General features: G+C 72.5%; 11 protein-coding genes, 1 tRNA gene and 4 pseudogenes. All 16 read left to right on the plus strand.

What is annotated here, in order from left to right:
* Positions 1–107: 107 nt before the first annotated feature.
* The 16 genes and pseudogenes from hemE to H3H54_RS15795 all read left to right on the plus strand — a co-directional run bounded on the left by hemE (position 108) and on the right by H3H54_RS15795 (position 12,750).
* Positions 108–1,148 carry a uroporphyrinogen decarboxylase gene (hemE, locus tag H3H54_RS15725; protein WP_316249060.1) on the plus strand — a complete coding sequence of 347 codons (1,041 nt, stop codon included), beginning with the start codon at positions 108–110 and terminating at the stop codon, positions 1,146–1,148.
* Positions 1,145–1,651 (plus strand): FAD-dependent oxidoreductase, encoded by a 507-nt coding sequence (locus H3H54_RS15730; protein ID WP_262424601.1) that lies wholly within the window; start codon positions 1,145–1,147, stop codon positions 1,649–1,651. Before hemE ends, H3H54_RS15730 begins: the two co-directional genes overlap by 4 nt.
* 213 nt (positions 1,652–1,864) lie before the next feature.
* Entirely contained in the window at positions 1,865–2,572 is a 708-nt protein-coding gene (locus H3H54_RS15735) for an NAD(P)/FAD-dependent oxidoreductase (RefSeq protein WP_262424602.1), read from the plus strand.
* The gene (gene hemQ, locus H3H54_RS15740) at positions 2,569–3,306 is read left to right on the plus strand and encodes a hydrogen peroxide-dependent heme synthase (RefSeq protein ID WP_262424603.1); all 738 of its coding nucleotides are present in this window, start codon (positions 2,569–2,571) and stop codon (positions 3,304–3,306) included. The genes H3H54_RS15735 and hemQ overlap by 4 nt, the downstream gene beginning before the upstream one ends.
* Before the next feature lie 26 nt (positions 3,307–3,332).
* Positions 3,333–4,561, plus strand: a pseudogene (locus H3H54_RS15745) (ferrochelatase).
* Positions 4,558–5,592 (plus strand): hydroxymethylbilane synthase, encoded by a 1,035-nt coding sequence (hemC, locus tag H3H54_RS15750; RefSeq protein ID WP_262424604.1) that lies wholly within the window; start codon positions 4,558–4,560, stop codon positions 5,590–5,592. The pseudogene H3H54_RS15745 and the gene hemC overlap by 4 nt, the downstream one beginning before the upstream one ends.
* Complete coding sequence (locus H3H54_RS15755) at positions 5,592–6,335, plus strand: uroporphyrinogen-III synthase (RefSeq protein ID WP_262424605.1); 744 nt, start codon at positions 5,592–5,594, stop codon at positions 6,333–6,335. The genes hemC and H3H54_RS15755 overlap by 1 nt, the downstream gene beginning before the upstream one ends.
* Before the next feature lie 145 nt (positions 6,336–6,480).
* Positions 6,481–7,438, plus strand: a pseudogene (hemB, locus tag H3H54_RS15760) (porphobilinogen synthase).
* A gap of 74 nt (positions 7,439–7,512) precedes the next feature.
* Positions 7,513–8,837: pseudogene (gene hemL / locus H3H54_RS15765) on the plus strand (glutamate-1-semialdehyde 2,1-aminomutase).
* 220 nt (positions 8,838–9,057) lie between these two features.
* A complete protein-coding gene (locus H3H54_RS15770; RefSeq protein ID WP_262424606.1) occupies positions 9,058–9,492 on the plus strand; it encodes a WXG100 family type VII secretion target in 435 nt (144 codons plus the stop codon).
* Positions 9,489–10,088, plus strand: a complete 600-nt coding sequence (locus H3H54_RS15775; protein WP_262424607.1) for a hypothetical protein — start codon at positions 9,489–9,491, stop codon at positions 10,086–10,088. Before H3H54_RS15770 ends, H3H54_RS15775 begins: the two co-directional genes overlap by 4 nt.
* A 4-nt stretch (positions 10,089–10,092) precedes the next feature.
* Positions 10,093–10,605 carry a hypothetical protein gene (locus tag H3H54_RS15780; RefSeq protein ID WP_262424608.1) on the plus strand — a complete coding sequence of 171 codons (513 nt, stop codon included), beginning with the start codon at positions 10,093–10,095 and terminating at the stop codon, positions 10,603–10,605.
* Between the two features lie 496 nt (positions 10,606–11,101).
* Positions 11,102–11,203, plus strand: a pseudogene (locus H3H54_RS19760) (WD40 repeat domain-containing protein); the annotation flags it as partial.
* Positions 11,204–11,215: 12 nt separating this feature from the next.
* Positions 11,216–11,767 (plus strand): WD40 repeat domain-containing protein, encoded by a 552-nt coding sequence (locus H3H54_RS15785; RefSeq protein ID WP_262424609.1) that lies wholly within the window; start codon positions 11,216–11,218, stop codon positions 11,765–11,767.
* 149 nt (positions 11,768–11,916) lie between these two features.
* Positions 11,917–11,990, plus strand: a tRNA-Met gene (locus H3H54_RS15790).
* Positions 11,991–12,495: 505 nt separating this feature from the next.
* Positions 12,496–12,750, plus strand: a complete 255-nt coding sequence (locus H3H54_RS15795; protein WP_262424610.1) for a pentapeptide repeat-containing protein — start codon at positions 12,496–12,498, stop codon at positions 12,748–12,750.

The raw sequence follows: 12,750 nt of genomic DNA on the forward strand, positions 1-12,750 counted from the left end.
GCCCCGGGCATGCCACCGCCCCCGCGATCGCGTCCACCATCCCTCCTGAAGGCTCCTCGGCGCTGCCTCCGGAGCACCCCGCACAGCGTCCGATCGCCGAGGGCGGCGTGGCCGACGCCTCACTGCTGGGCGAGCTGCGCGGCGTGAGGGCCGCCACCCCGAGCGTGTGGTTCATGCGACAGGCCGGTCGCTCCCTGCCGGAGTACCGCGCCCTGCGCGAGGGCACCACGATGCTCGACTCCTGCGAGCGCCCGGAGATGGTCTCCGAGATCACCGTCCAGCCGGTGCGACGACACAAGGTGGACGCGGGGATCTTCTTCTCGGACATCGTGGTCCCCGCCCGCTTGGCGGGCCTCGGCGTGGAGATCAAGCCCGGCGTGGGCCCCGTCTTCGACCATCCGATCCGCACCGAAGCCGATGTCGACGCCCTGCCCCCGCTCGATGATGTCTACGACGCCGCGCTCGAGCCGATCCGTGAGGCGGTGCGCCTCACCGTCGCCGAGCTGGGCACCACTCCCCTGATCGGTTTCGCCGGCGCCCCGTTCACCGTGGCCAGCTACATGGTCGAGGGCGGTCCCAGCCGGGATCACCTGCGCACGCGTGCGCTGATGCGCAGCCAACCGGAGGTGTGGGCGCGCCTGGCCGGCTGGGTCGCCGAGCTCTCCGGCCGCTTCCTGCGCGCGCAGGTGCTGGCCGGCGCCTCCGCCGTGCAGCTGTTCGACTCCTGGGTGGGTGCGCTCTCCGAGGACATGTACCGCACCTCCGTGCAGTCCCACTCCGCCGCGACCCTCGCGCATGTCTCGGACCTTCCGGTGCCGCGCATCCACTTCGGCGTCGGCGCCGCGCACCTGCTGACCCCGATGCTCGAGGCCGGCGCCACCGCGATGGGCGTGGACCACCGGCTGCGGCTGGACCAGGCGCTCGACGTGCTTCCCGCAGGGCTCCCGGTGCAGGGCAACATCGACCCCGCCACGCTGTTCACCTCGGAGGAGGTCCGCTTCGCCGAGGCCCGCTCCGTGCTCACGGCCGGTTCCCGCGCCGCAGGGCATGTGGTGAACCTCGGGCACGGCGTCCCGCCGGACGCTGATCCCCAGGTCCTCACGGATCTCGTGAGCTACCTGCACGAACAGGGCGCGCAGCGGGCATGACCAGCCGCGTCCTCGTCGTCGGCGGCGGCCTGGCCGGGCTGCTCGCCGCGCGTCGGCATCTGCGCGCCGGACACCGGGTGGTGCTGCTCGAGGCCACGGGCGCCGTCGGCGGCGCGATCGCGCAGGCCACCCTCCCGGACGCCGGGGACCTCGCGCTGAACACCGGTGCGGAGGCCTACTCGACGGGGTCCGGGGCTGTCGACGCCCTGGTCGCCGAGCTGGGCCTCGCCGAGCAGATCGTCGCCCCGCGCGAGGGTCTGGGCAGCCGGGTGGTCTCCGGGGCCGGGGCGCACCGCGCACCCGGAGCGAGCCTGCTGGGATCCCCCCCTCGCGCCCGCTGGCAGCGGATGTGCGGGCGGTGCTGGGCACCGCGGGGTCGCTGCGTGCGGCCCTCGAGCGGTTCCTGCCCGCCTCCTACGGGGCCCGGCCCGGGGCGACCGTCGCCCATGTGGTGCGCCGGCGCCTGGGCAGGAAGGTGCTCGAGCGCCTGGTCGCACCGGTGATCGGCGGGGTGCACTCCTCCGATCCGGCGACTCTCGAGTTCGTCGCCGCCTCTCCGCAGCTGAGCCGGGGCCTGGCCGAGCACGGCTCCCTCACCACCGCGGTGCGGCGGATCCGGGGGCGCTCTGCGGGCAGCGCCGGCACCCGGGTGCACGCCCTGTCCCCCACCATGGCCGTGCTGCCGCAGACGCTGCAGGCACGGTTCCTCGCTGCCGGTGGGATCCTGCGCACCGGCGTCGAGGTGGTCGACCTCGCACGGGCAGAAGCGGACGACGGACCCCTCTGGCAGGTGCTCACCTCCCGCCGGGAGGAGCTCACCCGCGGACCACCTCGTCCTCGCCTGCCCTCCCGACACCGTCCGGGAGCTGCTGGGCGAAGCGGCTCCCGCGATCGCCGAGGCGATCCCGCAGGCACCGTCGGCCGCTGTGCGCCTCGCGGCGCTGGTGCTCGATGCTCCCGCCCTGAACGCCCACCCCTCCGGCACCGGTGCGCTGGTCGCCCCGGGCACCGCCGGGATCCGGGCGAAGGCCCTGACCCATGCGAGCGCCAAGTGGGAGCACGTGCAGCGGGCGCTCCGTGAGGCACTGCCCGAGGCCGGCAGCCCGCACCTGGTGCGGCTGTCCTACGGCCGCCCGGGCGAGACGCTGCCGGGCCGCGAGGAGCTCATCGACCTCGCCCTGGCCGACGCCACCCGCATCCTGGGTGTCCCCCTGGGCCGCCCGCAGCTGCTGGCCTCCGAGGTGATCGACTGGGACCGTGCCATGCGACAGCCCCTGCCCGGCCACCGCGCCGCGCTCGACACCCTCACCGCGCTGCTCGCCGAGCAGCCGTCCCTCGAACTGGTCGGCTCCTGGCGGGCCGGCACCGGCATCGACGCAATCGTCCGCGCCGACCACTCCCTCACGGAAGGATCCCCTTCATGACCGACTCCCCCGCAGGCGTGTCCGCACAGTCCCCCGAGGACATCGCGAAGACCACCCGCTACACCAGCTACACCGTGTTCCGTCGGCTCTCGGGCCTGACCGAGGACGGCGAGCTCACCACCGCGCAGATCACCGCCGCGCTCGAGGACGTCATCGGTCTGATCGAGTCTGCGTCCGACGGGGGTGTGGAGATCCTGGGCTTCTACGACGTCTCCGGCTTCCGCGCCGAGGACGACCTGATGCTGTGGCTGGCCGCGGATGAGCCCGAGGCCCTGCAGCGCGGGCTGCGCGAGTTCGAGCGCTCCCTGCCGGGCACCTGGCTGCACCGCGAGTGGGCCGCGATGGGCGTGCACCGCATGGCCGAGTTCTCCAAGGGCCACGTGCCCTCGTTCATGGTGCCGAGCTTCGAGCGCAAGCAGTGGATCACCGTCTACCCCTTCGTGCGCAGCTACGAGTGGTACCTGCTGCCGGACGACGAGCGCAACCGCATGCTGCGCGAGCACGGCCTGCTGGGCCGCGAATACCCGCAGTGCAACGCCAACACCGTCGCCGCCTTCGCCCTGGGCGACTACGAGTGGCTGCTCTCCTTCGAGGCGGATGACCTCCACGACCTGGTCGACATGATGCGTCACCTGCGCTACTCCGATGCGCGCCTGCACGTGCGCGATGAGCTCCCCTTCCACACCGGTCGCCGCATCGACTCCCTCGAGGACGTCGCCGCTCTGCTCGCCTGAGATCACCCAACCATCGAGGACCCACCATGACTGACTCCACCCTGTCACAGCCGAGCCCGCGACTCGTCGACCCCTCCTGCGCCACCCACACACGGCGCGGGGAGCCCAAGCCCTTCGACGCAATCCTGTTCTCGTCCTTCGGCGGTCCCGACGGACAGGAGGACGTGATCCCCTTCCTGCGCAACGTCACCCGAGGGCGAGGGATCCCCGACGAGAGGCTCGAGGAGGTCGCGGGCCACTATCGGGCCCTCGGCGGCCGCAGCCCGATCACAGAGCAGAACGAGACGATGATCGCCGCGCTCGAGCGGGAGCTCGCTCGTCGCAGCATCGACCTGCCGGTCTACTTCGGCAACCGCAACTGGGAGCCCTACAACGCCGACGCGGTCCGCGCGTTGCACGCCGACGGTCGCCGTCATGCGCTGGGCTTGGTGACCAGCGCCTATTCCTCCTATTCCTCGTGCCGTCAGTACCGCGAGGATTTCGGGATGGCGCTCGAGGAGACTGGCCTGTCCGAAGACGTCAGCATCGACAAGGTCCGCGTGTACTTCAACCATCCCGGATTCCTTGAACCGGTGGTCGACGGTGTAGCGAGCGCCCTGGCAAGCCTGGCCGCGGAGGGGCACGACGCCGAGCGGGTCGCGGTGCTGTTCTCCACCCATTCGGTGCCGGACGCGATGGCGGAGGCCTCCGGTCCCGAGGAGACCCGGGTCGAGGGGTCCGGCGGCTGGTACGTCGAGCAGCACCTCGCGGCCTGCCGCTGGGTGATGGCCCAGCTGCACGACGACGTCCCCGAGCTCCCGCAGTGGCAGCTGGTGTACCAGTCCCGCTCCGGGGCTCCGCACACCCCTTGGCTGGAGCCCGACATCAATGAAGTGATCGAGCAGCTCGCCGCTGAGGACGGAGCCGATGCCGTGATCGTGGTGCCGATCGGGTTCGTCACCGACCATGTCGAGGTCATCTGGGACCTGGACACCGAGGCGAAGGAGAGCGCTGAGGAGAAGGGGCTCGCCTTCCGCCGCGTCGCGACCTCGGGCGAGGACCCCCGCTTCGTCGCCGCCCTGGCCGATCTGATCCAGGAGCGTTTGGACCTGCAGTTCCCCGTCGCGTCGTCACAGACTTCGGCGGTACGCCGGATGTATGCGGGGCGAACTGCTGCGTGGGCCGCCTGTGCCGTCCCACCACGAGCGCCGTGGACTCGGCGCAGGACGTCGAGCGGGCACGAGAAGAGGCGGCCGGCGCGGGAGAGACCTCGTGACGCCGCGGACCGAGGTCGCCGTCGGCACCTCCGCCTTCGTGGGCTCCCCGCTGCGGATCGGCACCCGTGCCTCCGATCTCGCCCTGACCCAGTCGGGGCAGGTGGGAGAGGCGCTGGTGGCCGGCACCGAGCACACCGTGGAGCTGGTCCACGTGAGCACCAGCGGGGACCGCGACCGCATCAGCCCGCTCGCCCAGATCGGCGGCACCGGTGTGTTCGTCACCGCTGTGCGCCAGGCGCTGCTGGACGCGGAGGTCGATCTGGTGGTCCATTCCTGCAAGGACCTGCCCACCGAGCCGCTGCAGGAGATCACCCTGGCCTGCTACCCGCCGAGGGAGGATCCGCGGGACGCGCTGTGCGCCCGCGACGGCCTCACCCTGGCCGAGCTGCCGCGGGGCGCGAAGGTGGGCACCGGCTCGCCGCGCCGCGCCGCGCAGCTGCTGCGGGCCCGCCCGGACCTGGACGTCCAGGGCATCCGCGGCAACGTCGAGACCCGGCTGAACCGTGCCCTCGGCGCCGAGGCGGATCTCGACGCGGTGGTGCTCGCGGCCTCGGGCCTGCGCCGGGTGGGCCGCGAAGCGGCCATCAGCGAGCTGCTGGCGGTCGAGGTGATGCTGCCCGCTCCCGCGCAGGGCGCACTGGCTGTCGAGGCCACCACCGCGGTGCTCGCCGAGCAGCCCTGGTTCGCGCAGCGGCTGACCGAGGTCGATGACCCGGCCACCCGTGCCGCCGTCACCGCGGAGCGGGCGCTGCTGCGCACCCTTGAGGCCGGATGCTCGGCGCCGGTCGCCGCGTACGGCGAGCTCGAGGAGGCCGACGGGGACGAGCAGGGCGGTGTGCTGCGCCTGCGCGCCCTCGCGATCCGGCCCGACGGCAGCCACGCCGTCGAGGGCGAGGCCCGGGTGGCGCTCGATCTGCACGCTGATGAGCTCTCGGGCACCGAGTCGGTGCCGTGGGCGCTCGGCGCCGAGCTCGCCGCCGATCTCCTCTCGCGAGGGGCCGGCGAGATCCTCGAGCAGGCCCGCGCCTGATGAGCTCCGTCGCTGCTCCGCGCCCCGTGCTGGTCACCCGACCGGCCGGGCGCGGCGGCACGCTGCGCACGCAACTCGAGCAGCGCGGGATCGAGGTCGTGCACCAGCCTCTGATCCGCCTGGTGCCGGCGCTCGGAGCGGAGCTCGACGCCGCCCTGCGCCATCTCGCCGACGGCACCTACAGCCTTCTCGTGGTCACCTCCCGCACTGCGGCAGAGGCGCTGGTCGGGGCGGTCGTGCCGTCCCGGACGGCGATCATCGCCGTCGGCGAGGGCACTGCTGAGGAGCTCCGCGCGGCAGGGCATCCGGTGGCGCATGTCGCCGCGGGCTCCGGTGCCGCGCTGGTCGAGGAGATGCCGCCCGCGGAGGACGGCGCGATCGTGCTCTTCCCCGCCTCCGCAGCCGCGTCCCGCACCGTCCCGGAAGGGCTGCGGTCCAAGGGCTACCGCGTGCATGAGGTGACCGCCTACCGCCCCCTCCCCGTCGAGCCGCCGGCCGCGGTCGCGGTGGGCCTGGCGACCGGGGCCTACGGCGCCCTCGCACTCACCAGCCCGATGATCGCGCGCCGCGCCGCCGCGCTCGGCATCCACGAGTCGACTCCGATCGTCACCATCGGCGGCCCCACCTCCGCTGCGGTGCGCGAGGCCGGTCTGGCCGTCGGACTGCAGGCACCGGAGCCCACGGACTCTGCGCTCGCCCTGGCGGTCCAGCAGGTGCTCGAGGCCGCGGACGCCGCGCCCTGACCGCCCGATGTCCCGCCTCCCAGACCCCTCCCAGACCCCTCTCCTGTCCCGTCTCCGAAGGAGCCCCGATGACTCTCCCTCCCTGACCGGCACCAGCCTCCCGGGCCCGATCGACCGGCCCCGCCGGCTGCGCACGAGCGGCGCGATGCGCTCCCTGGTGCGCGAGCACACCCTGCGGCCCGCCGATCTCGTGCTGCCGATGTTCGTGCGTGAGGGGGCGAGCGAGAGCCGCCCCATCGACTCGATGCCCGGCGTCCTCCAGCACACGATGGACTCCCTGGTGCACGCCGCGACCGAGGCGGTCCAGCGCGGGGTGGGCGGGGTGATGCTGTTCGGCGTGCCCGAGCACAAGGACGCCGTGGGCTCCGGCGCGACCGATCCCGAGGGGATCCTCAACCGGGCCCTGGCCCGCCTGCGCTCCGAGCTCGGCGACTCCACCGTGATCATGGCCGATCTGTGCCTGGACGAGTTCACCGATCACGGCCACTGCGGGGTGCTCGATGCGGCCGGCCGGGTCGACAACGACGCGACCCTCGTGCGGTACCGGGAGATGGCCCTCGCCCAGGCCGAGGCGGGCGCGCATCTGCTGGGCCCCTCGGGGATGATGGACGGCCAGATCGCCGCGGTCCGGGACGCCTGGACGAGGCCGGGCACCTGGACACCGCGCTCTACGCCTACACCGCGAAGTATGCGTCCGCGTTCTACGGCCCCTTCCGCGAGGCCGTGGACTCGTCCCTGCAGGGCGATCGCCGCAGCTACCAGCAGGATCCGGCCAACGGCCGCGAGGCGCTGCGGGAGCTGGCGCTCGATGTCGCCGAAGGTGCGGACATGGTGATGGTCAAGCCCGGCCTGCCCTACCTCGACGTGCTGCGGGACGTGGCCGAGGCCTCCCCGTCCCCGTGGGCGCCTACCAGGTCTCCGGCGAGTACGCGATGATCGAGGCGGCCTCGGCCAACGGCTGGATCGACCGTGAACGCACCGTGCTGGAGTCACTGCTGGCCTTCCGCCGCGCGGGCGCCTCGACCGTGCTGACCTACTACGCGAGCGAGGTCGCCGGCTGGTACCGCGACGGCCTGCCCGCTCACCTGCGCGAGTTCCTCTGATCCCACAGCCCCTGCCCACCGCCACCGCCACCGCCACCGCCACCGCCACCGCCCGACGTTCCCAGGAGCACCCTTTGACCTCCCCGAAGTCCCAGACCCGGTCCACCGATCTCTTCTCCCGCGCCCAGCAGGTGATCCCCTCGGGGGTGAACTCGCCGGTGCGGGCCTTCGGCTCGGTGGGCGGCACGCCCCCGTTCTTCACCGAGGCGAAGGGGGCCCTGCTGCGCGACGTCGACGGCAATGAGTACGTCGACCTGGTCGGCTCCTGGGGGCCGATGATCCTCGGGCACGCGAACCAGCAGGTGGTCGAGGCGGTGCGTGAGGCGGCGGGCCGCGGGCTGTCCTTCGGTGCCCCGCAGCCGGGCGAGGTCTCCCTCGCTGAGGAGGTCACCCGGCGCATCGGGCCCGTCGAGCAGGTGCGCCTGGTCAACTCCGGCACCGAGGCGACCATGAGCGCGCTGCGGGTGGCCCGCGCCGCGACCGGCCGGGACGTGATCGTGAAGTTCGCCGGCTGCTACCACGGGCACGTCGACGCGCTGCTCGCAGAGGCCGGCAGCGGGGTGGCGACCTTCGCGATGCCGGGCTCGGCCGGCGTCACCGCCGCGACCGCTCGGGACACCGTGGTGCTGCCCTACGGGGATCGTGAGGCGGTGCGGGCGCTGTTCGCCGAGCGCGGCGACTCGATCGCTGCGATCATCACCGAGGCCGCCCCCGCGAACATGGGCGTGGTGCCCCCGCTCGAGGAGGACGGGATCGGCTTCAACCGCTTCCTGTCCGAGACCGCGCACGCCGCCGGCGTTCTCCTGATCAGCGACGAGGTGCTCACCGGGTTCCGCGCCAGCCGCACCGGCCACTACGGCATCGACGGCGCGGACGGCAGCTGGGCCCCGGATCTGATGACCTTCGGCAAGGTGATCGGCGGCGGCCTGCCGGTGGGCGCCTTCGGCGGGCGGAAGGATCTGATGAGCCTGCTGGCCCCCGCCGGGCCCGTCTACCAGGCGGGCACCCTGTCCGGGAACCCGCTGGCGACGGCGGCCGGCTTGGCCACCCTGAACGGTCTGGACGAGGCCGCCTACGGCACCCTCGGCAGCGCCTCCTCCACCCTGCAGCAGCTGGTCGCCGATGCGCTCACCACCGCCGGGGTCCCCCACGTGATCCAGACCGCGGGCACCCTGTTCTCGGTGTTCTTCCGCGAGCACCCGGTGCACAGCTACGACGACGCGAAGGCGCAGGACACCGCCGCCTTCACCCGCTTCTTCCATGCGATGCTCGAGGGCGGGATCTACCTGCCGCCCTCGGCCTTCGAGGCGTGGTTCGTCTCGACGGCGCACACCCCGAGGTGCTCGACCGGATCGCGGCAGTGCTGCCCGCCGCGGCGAAGGCGGCCGCCGCGGCATGAGCCGCGGGGCATGACCTCTCAGGCCGCCCGTGCCGGGCGGGGGACGAGGCCGCCCGGTGGGGTTTCCGGCTCGTGGCCCCTCACGCGGATGTCCCGCTGGGCCTTCGTGCGACGGGGAGTTCTCCCCATGGCCGCGGGGACCGAACGCTCCTAGAGTCATCTCAGCCCGCGCGCCGACCGAGGCCGCTGTGGGAACAAGACGATGACGAGAGGGAGCGGCATGGAATTCGTCGGCATGGACACCGGCCAGGGCCGCGAGCATGCCGAGCGGCTCCGGACCGCCGCGCAGCGGCTGGGGTCCGAGCATGCGGTGCTCAGCAGCACCGTGCAGGCCAGCGAGGCCTTCTGGAGGGGCCCGGATGCGGAGGCCTTCCGCAGCACCTGGGCCGACGGCGCAGGACGCCTGCTGCACCAGCTCGTCGGTGAGCTCGAGGAGTCCGCCTCGGTCCTGGACGGGGACGTCGAGGAGCAGGAGTCCGCCTCCGCCGGCGAGCCGACCGGCGGCCCCGATGCTCAGGGGGACGCGGCAGGGGCGCTCCTGCTGCCCCGGGAGCTCGCCATGGTGGTGGCGACGGGCAGGTCAGCCCGGAGGTCGCCCGCGCCTGGGCGGGGATGTCGGAGGCGGAGCAGCAGCAGGTTCTCCAGGAGATCGTGAACCAGGAGCTCGAGCGCCAGGGCCTCCCGCCCCTCGTGGTCCACTTCGAGGATCTCAGCGAGGACGGATTGGGCGGGTACTGGATCGAGTTCGACATCTTCCGGCCGTGGCGAGGTGAGCACATCGTGATCGACCTCGAGACGGCGAAGGATCCCTGGGCCGTGAACGTCGCCGCGCATGAGGCACGGCACGCTGCTCAGGATCAGTGGATCGAGGAGACCGAGGGACCGTCCTGGTGGCAGTTCTGGGCCGAGGACGGCAGCGCGGCGGAGCATGAGCGCATCGAGCGGGAGCACGACGTCACACCGGAGGAGATCGACGCCTGGCGTGAGAACGACAAGGACTACCAACCGGCCCCGGGGCCGCAACCGGGGAGAACGCGCCTCAGTCCGAGCACGATGCCTGGAACGAGGAGTACGAGAAGTACCGCGAACAGCCGCTGGAGACGGATGCCTTCGACACCGGGGACGAGTTCGCCGAGGAGATCACCCTGGAGGAGCTCCAGCAGTATCAGCAGGATGCCGGAGTGCCCGTCACCTCGTAGGCTCAGTGACGCCGGCCCCGGAAAGAACCCCTCCATCGCGAACAGGACGTGACCCAGTGACCTTCCCGGACATCATGGAGGCCTACGCCCTCGACCCCACCCCGGAGCACCTGGATGACCTGCACCGGGCCATCATGAGCGCCCCGACCTACGACCCCCTCGTGACCATCGGCACGGCCGTGGCCCCGCTCGCGCGGTCCGGAGATCACCAGGGCATCATCGATGCGCTCTGGGCCCAGATGCCCGGCATCTTCCTGAGCCCCGCAGCGCACATGCACCTCTCCCAGGCCCATGCCGCGCTCGGCAGCGAGAAGGCCGCCGCACGGGAGCGCAAGTTCGCGCTGCTCGCGATGAGCAGCATCCACGAGGGTGCCGACGGCTCGGAGGAGTCGCCCTACCCGGTGCTGCGCATCGAGGACGAGTACACCGTTCTGGAGGCCGCCCGCCAGCGGTCCCAGGCGCAGGCCCAGGTCACCCGGGGCTCCGGCGTCTTCGACGTCCACACGCTCGAGGACGGGTCCCAGGTGTGGTTCCGTCTGCTCTGGCGCGGCACGCAGCCGGTCTCCTGAGCTGAGCGACGAGGAGACCCCGTGTCGATGACCGCCTTCCCTCGCCGCCGCTGGCTGCTCGGCGCCTCGGCGCTGCCTGCGGCGCTGATGCTCGCGGGGTGCGGCAGCCTCCCGTTCCTCGGGGGCGCCATGAACCGGGTTCGTGCCTTCCTCCGTCCGAGGAGCTCCCGGAGGACGACCGCAGGACCCTGCCCGAAGGGGCTCGCGGGCGCCCCAGGGAGCCCGCTGCCGGCAGGCGGTTCCTCACCTCTGGTCTCGCGGTCTCCCCGGACGGCACCCTGCTCGCTGCCTGCGAGAGCTACGACCGGTGGGCCCTGGACCTCGCCGACTCCTACGGCGTGATCCTGTGGGACACCGCCAGTGGTGAGGTCGTCCGGCGGATCTCCCCAGCACTCAGGGCGCGATCGCCTGGCATCCCGATGGGACCCGACTGGCGGTCGCCGGTGGACGGCACATCGCGCTCGTCGACGTCGAGGGCGAGGCGCTGTGGAACCTCATCGGCCATGAGCGTCCCCGGAGCAGGATCGCGAACATCCTCGACGTCGCGTTCAGCCCCGACGGCACCCAGCTGGCCTCCACGAGCACCGACGGGACGGTACGTCTGTGGGACGTGAGCGGGCAGCAGTGCGGCGCCGGCCACATCCTCGCCCCCGGCCGCCGCTCCGAGGCTCGGGTGTCCTACTCCCCGGACGGCGGCGTCCTCGCTGTCGGTGCCACCGCCACCTGGGGTGAGGGCGATGCCGACAATCCGCCCGAGCTGTGGGATCCGGCCTCAGGAGGCGATCGCGAGGTGCTGATGGACGTGCACGGCGTCGTCTTCGGCATCGGGCACAGCGGTGACGGCTCACTGCTGGCCCTGACCAGTGGGCCCGACTCCCTGACCGTGATCGATCCTGAGGGCACCTTGAGCGAGGGCCCGGTGACCGCCTCCACCCAGTTCGCTGAGCTCGCCGTGGGCTCCGGGAGCATGGTCGCGGTCCACAGCGGTGAGGGCGAGCTGCTGACCTGGGACCGCACCACCGATGAGCAGGTGTTCCTCGACGACATCGACACGGACCGGATGTGCTGGTCACCGGACGAGTCCACCCTGTACACGCTGGACAGCGAGAACGGCGCCGCGGCCTGGGACGGGGAGAGCTGGCGGGAGTTCGAGCTCCCGTGAGTCCCACCCGCTCCTGGGCGTGCGGGCTCGCCCCGCGGCGATATGGCCCCGGACGGCCCTCCACGACGCTCTGCGTCGGCCGATGACGAAAAGCTCGACAGCGCTCTGCGCGCTGCCCCAAGCTGGTCCCGTCGGCCCCGCCGGCACACCGCTTCGTAGCTCAGCCCGGTAGAGCAGCTCCCTCATATGGAGCCGGTCGCAGGTTCGAATCCTGCCGGAGCGTCTCTGACGCCGGGCGCCGCCCGTCGGCGGCTCCCCGTACCCTCGGACCAGCCCCCGCCCCCGCGGAAGGTGCCGCTCCCGATCCTCGAGGTGCCCCATCGCACGCCGGTCCACCACCACCAAGAAGCCCGTCCTGGACGCGCTCGTCCTGCCCTCGCTCGAGCCCGCGGACGGCGAGCAGCTCACCGCCCACGACCATCACGAGGGGCTCCGACTCGGGGGACGACCTCTCCGGCCACGATCTCGCCGGCGCGACCTTCAGCGAATGCGAGCTGATCGGGGTCACCGCGCACACCACGGCCCTGCAGCACGCCCGCCTGACCGAGACCCGGATCGAGCGGCTGAACGCCCCTGTCCTGGACGCCACCCGCTCCGCCTGGCGCGACGTCGAGCTGAGCGGCTCCCGCCTCGGGGCGCTGGACATCTACGACGCCGATATCCGCTCCACCCGGATCACCGGCAGCAAGTTCGACTGGATCAACCTGCGCTCGAGCACCCTCGAGGACGTGCTCTTCGAGGACTGCACGATCGAGGAGCTGGATCTCTCGGGCGTCACCGCCACCCGGCTCGCGTTCACCAACTGCCGGGTCGGCCATCTCGCCCTCGCCCATGCCCGGCTGCAGGATGTGGACCTGCGCGGGCTGGAGATCGGGGCGATCGGCAACCTCGAGGGGATGGCGGGGGCGACTCTCGATGCGCAGCAGGTCACGGTGCTCGCCCCGGCCTTCGCGAGCCATCTGGGGATCCGCGTCGAGGGCTGA

The organism is Brachybacterium sp. Z12, assembly GCF_014400405.1.
Lineage (GTDB): Bacteria > Actinomycetota > Actinomycetes > Actinomycetales > Dermabacteraceae > Brachybacterium.

Coding starts and splice junctions, on each gene's coding strand:
- H3H54_RS15730 (WP_262424601.1), top strand. CDS start 1,145: ATGACCAGCCGCGTCCTCGTCGTCGGCGGCGGCCTGGCCGGGCTGCTC.
- hemQ (WP_262424603.1), top strand. CDS start 2,569: ATGACCGACTCCCCCGCAGGCGTGTCCGCACAGTCCCCCGAGGACATC.
- H3H54_RS15755 (WP_262424605.1), top strand. CDS start 5,592: ATGAGCTCCGTCGCTGCTCCGCGCCCCGTGCTGGTCACCCGACCGGCC.
- H3H54_RS15770 (WP_262424606.1), top strand. CDS start 9,058: ATGGAATTCGTCGGCATGGACACCGGCCAGGGCCGCGAGCATGCCGAG.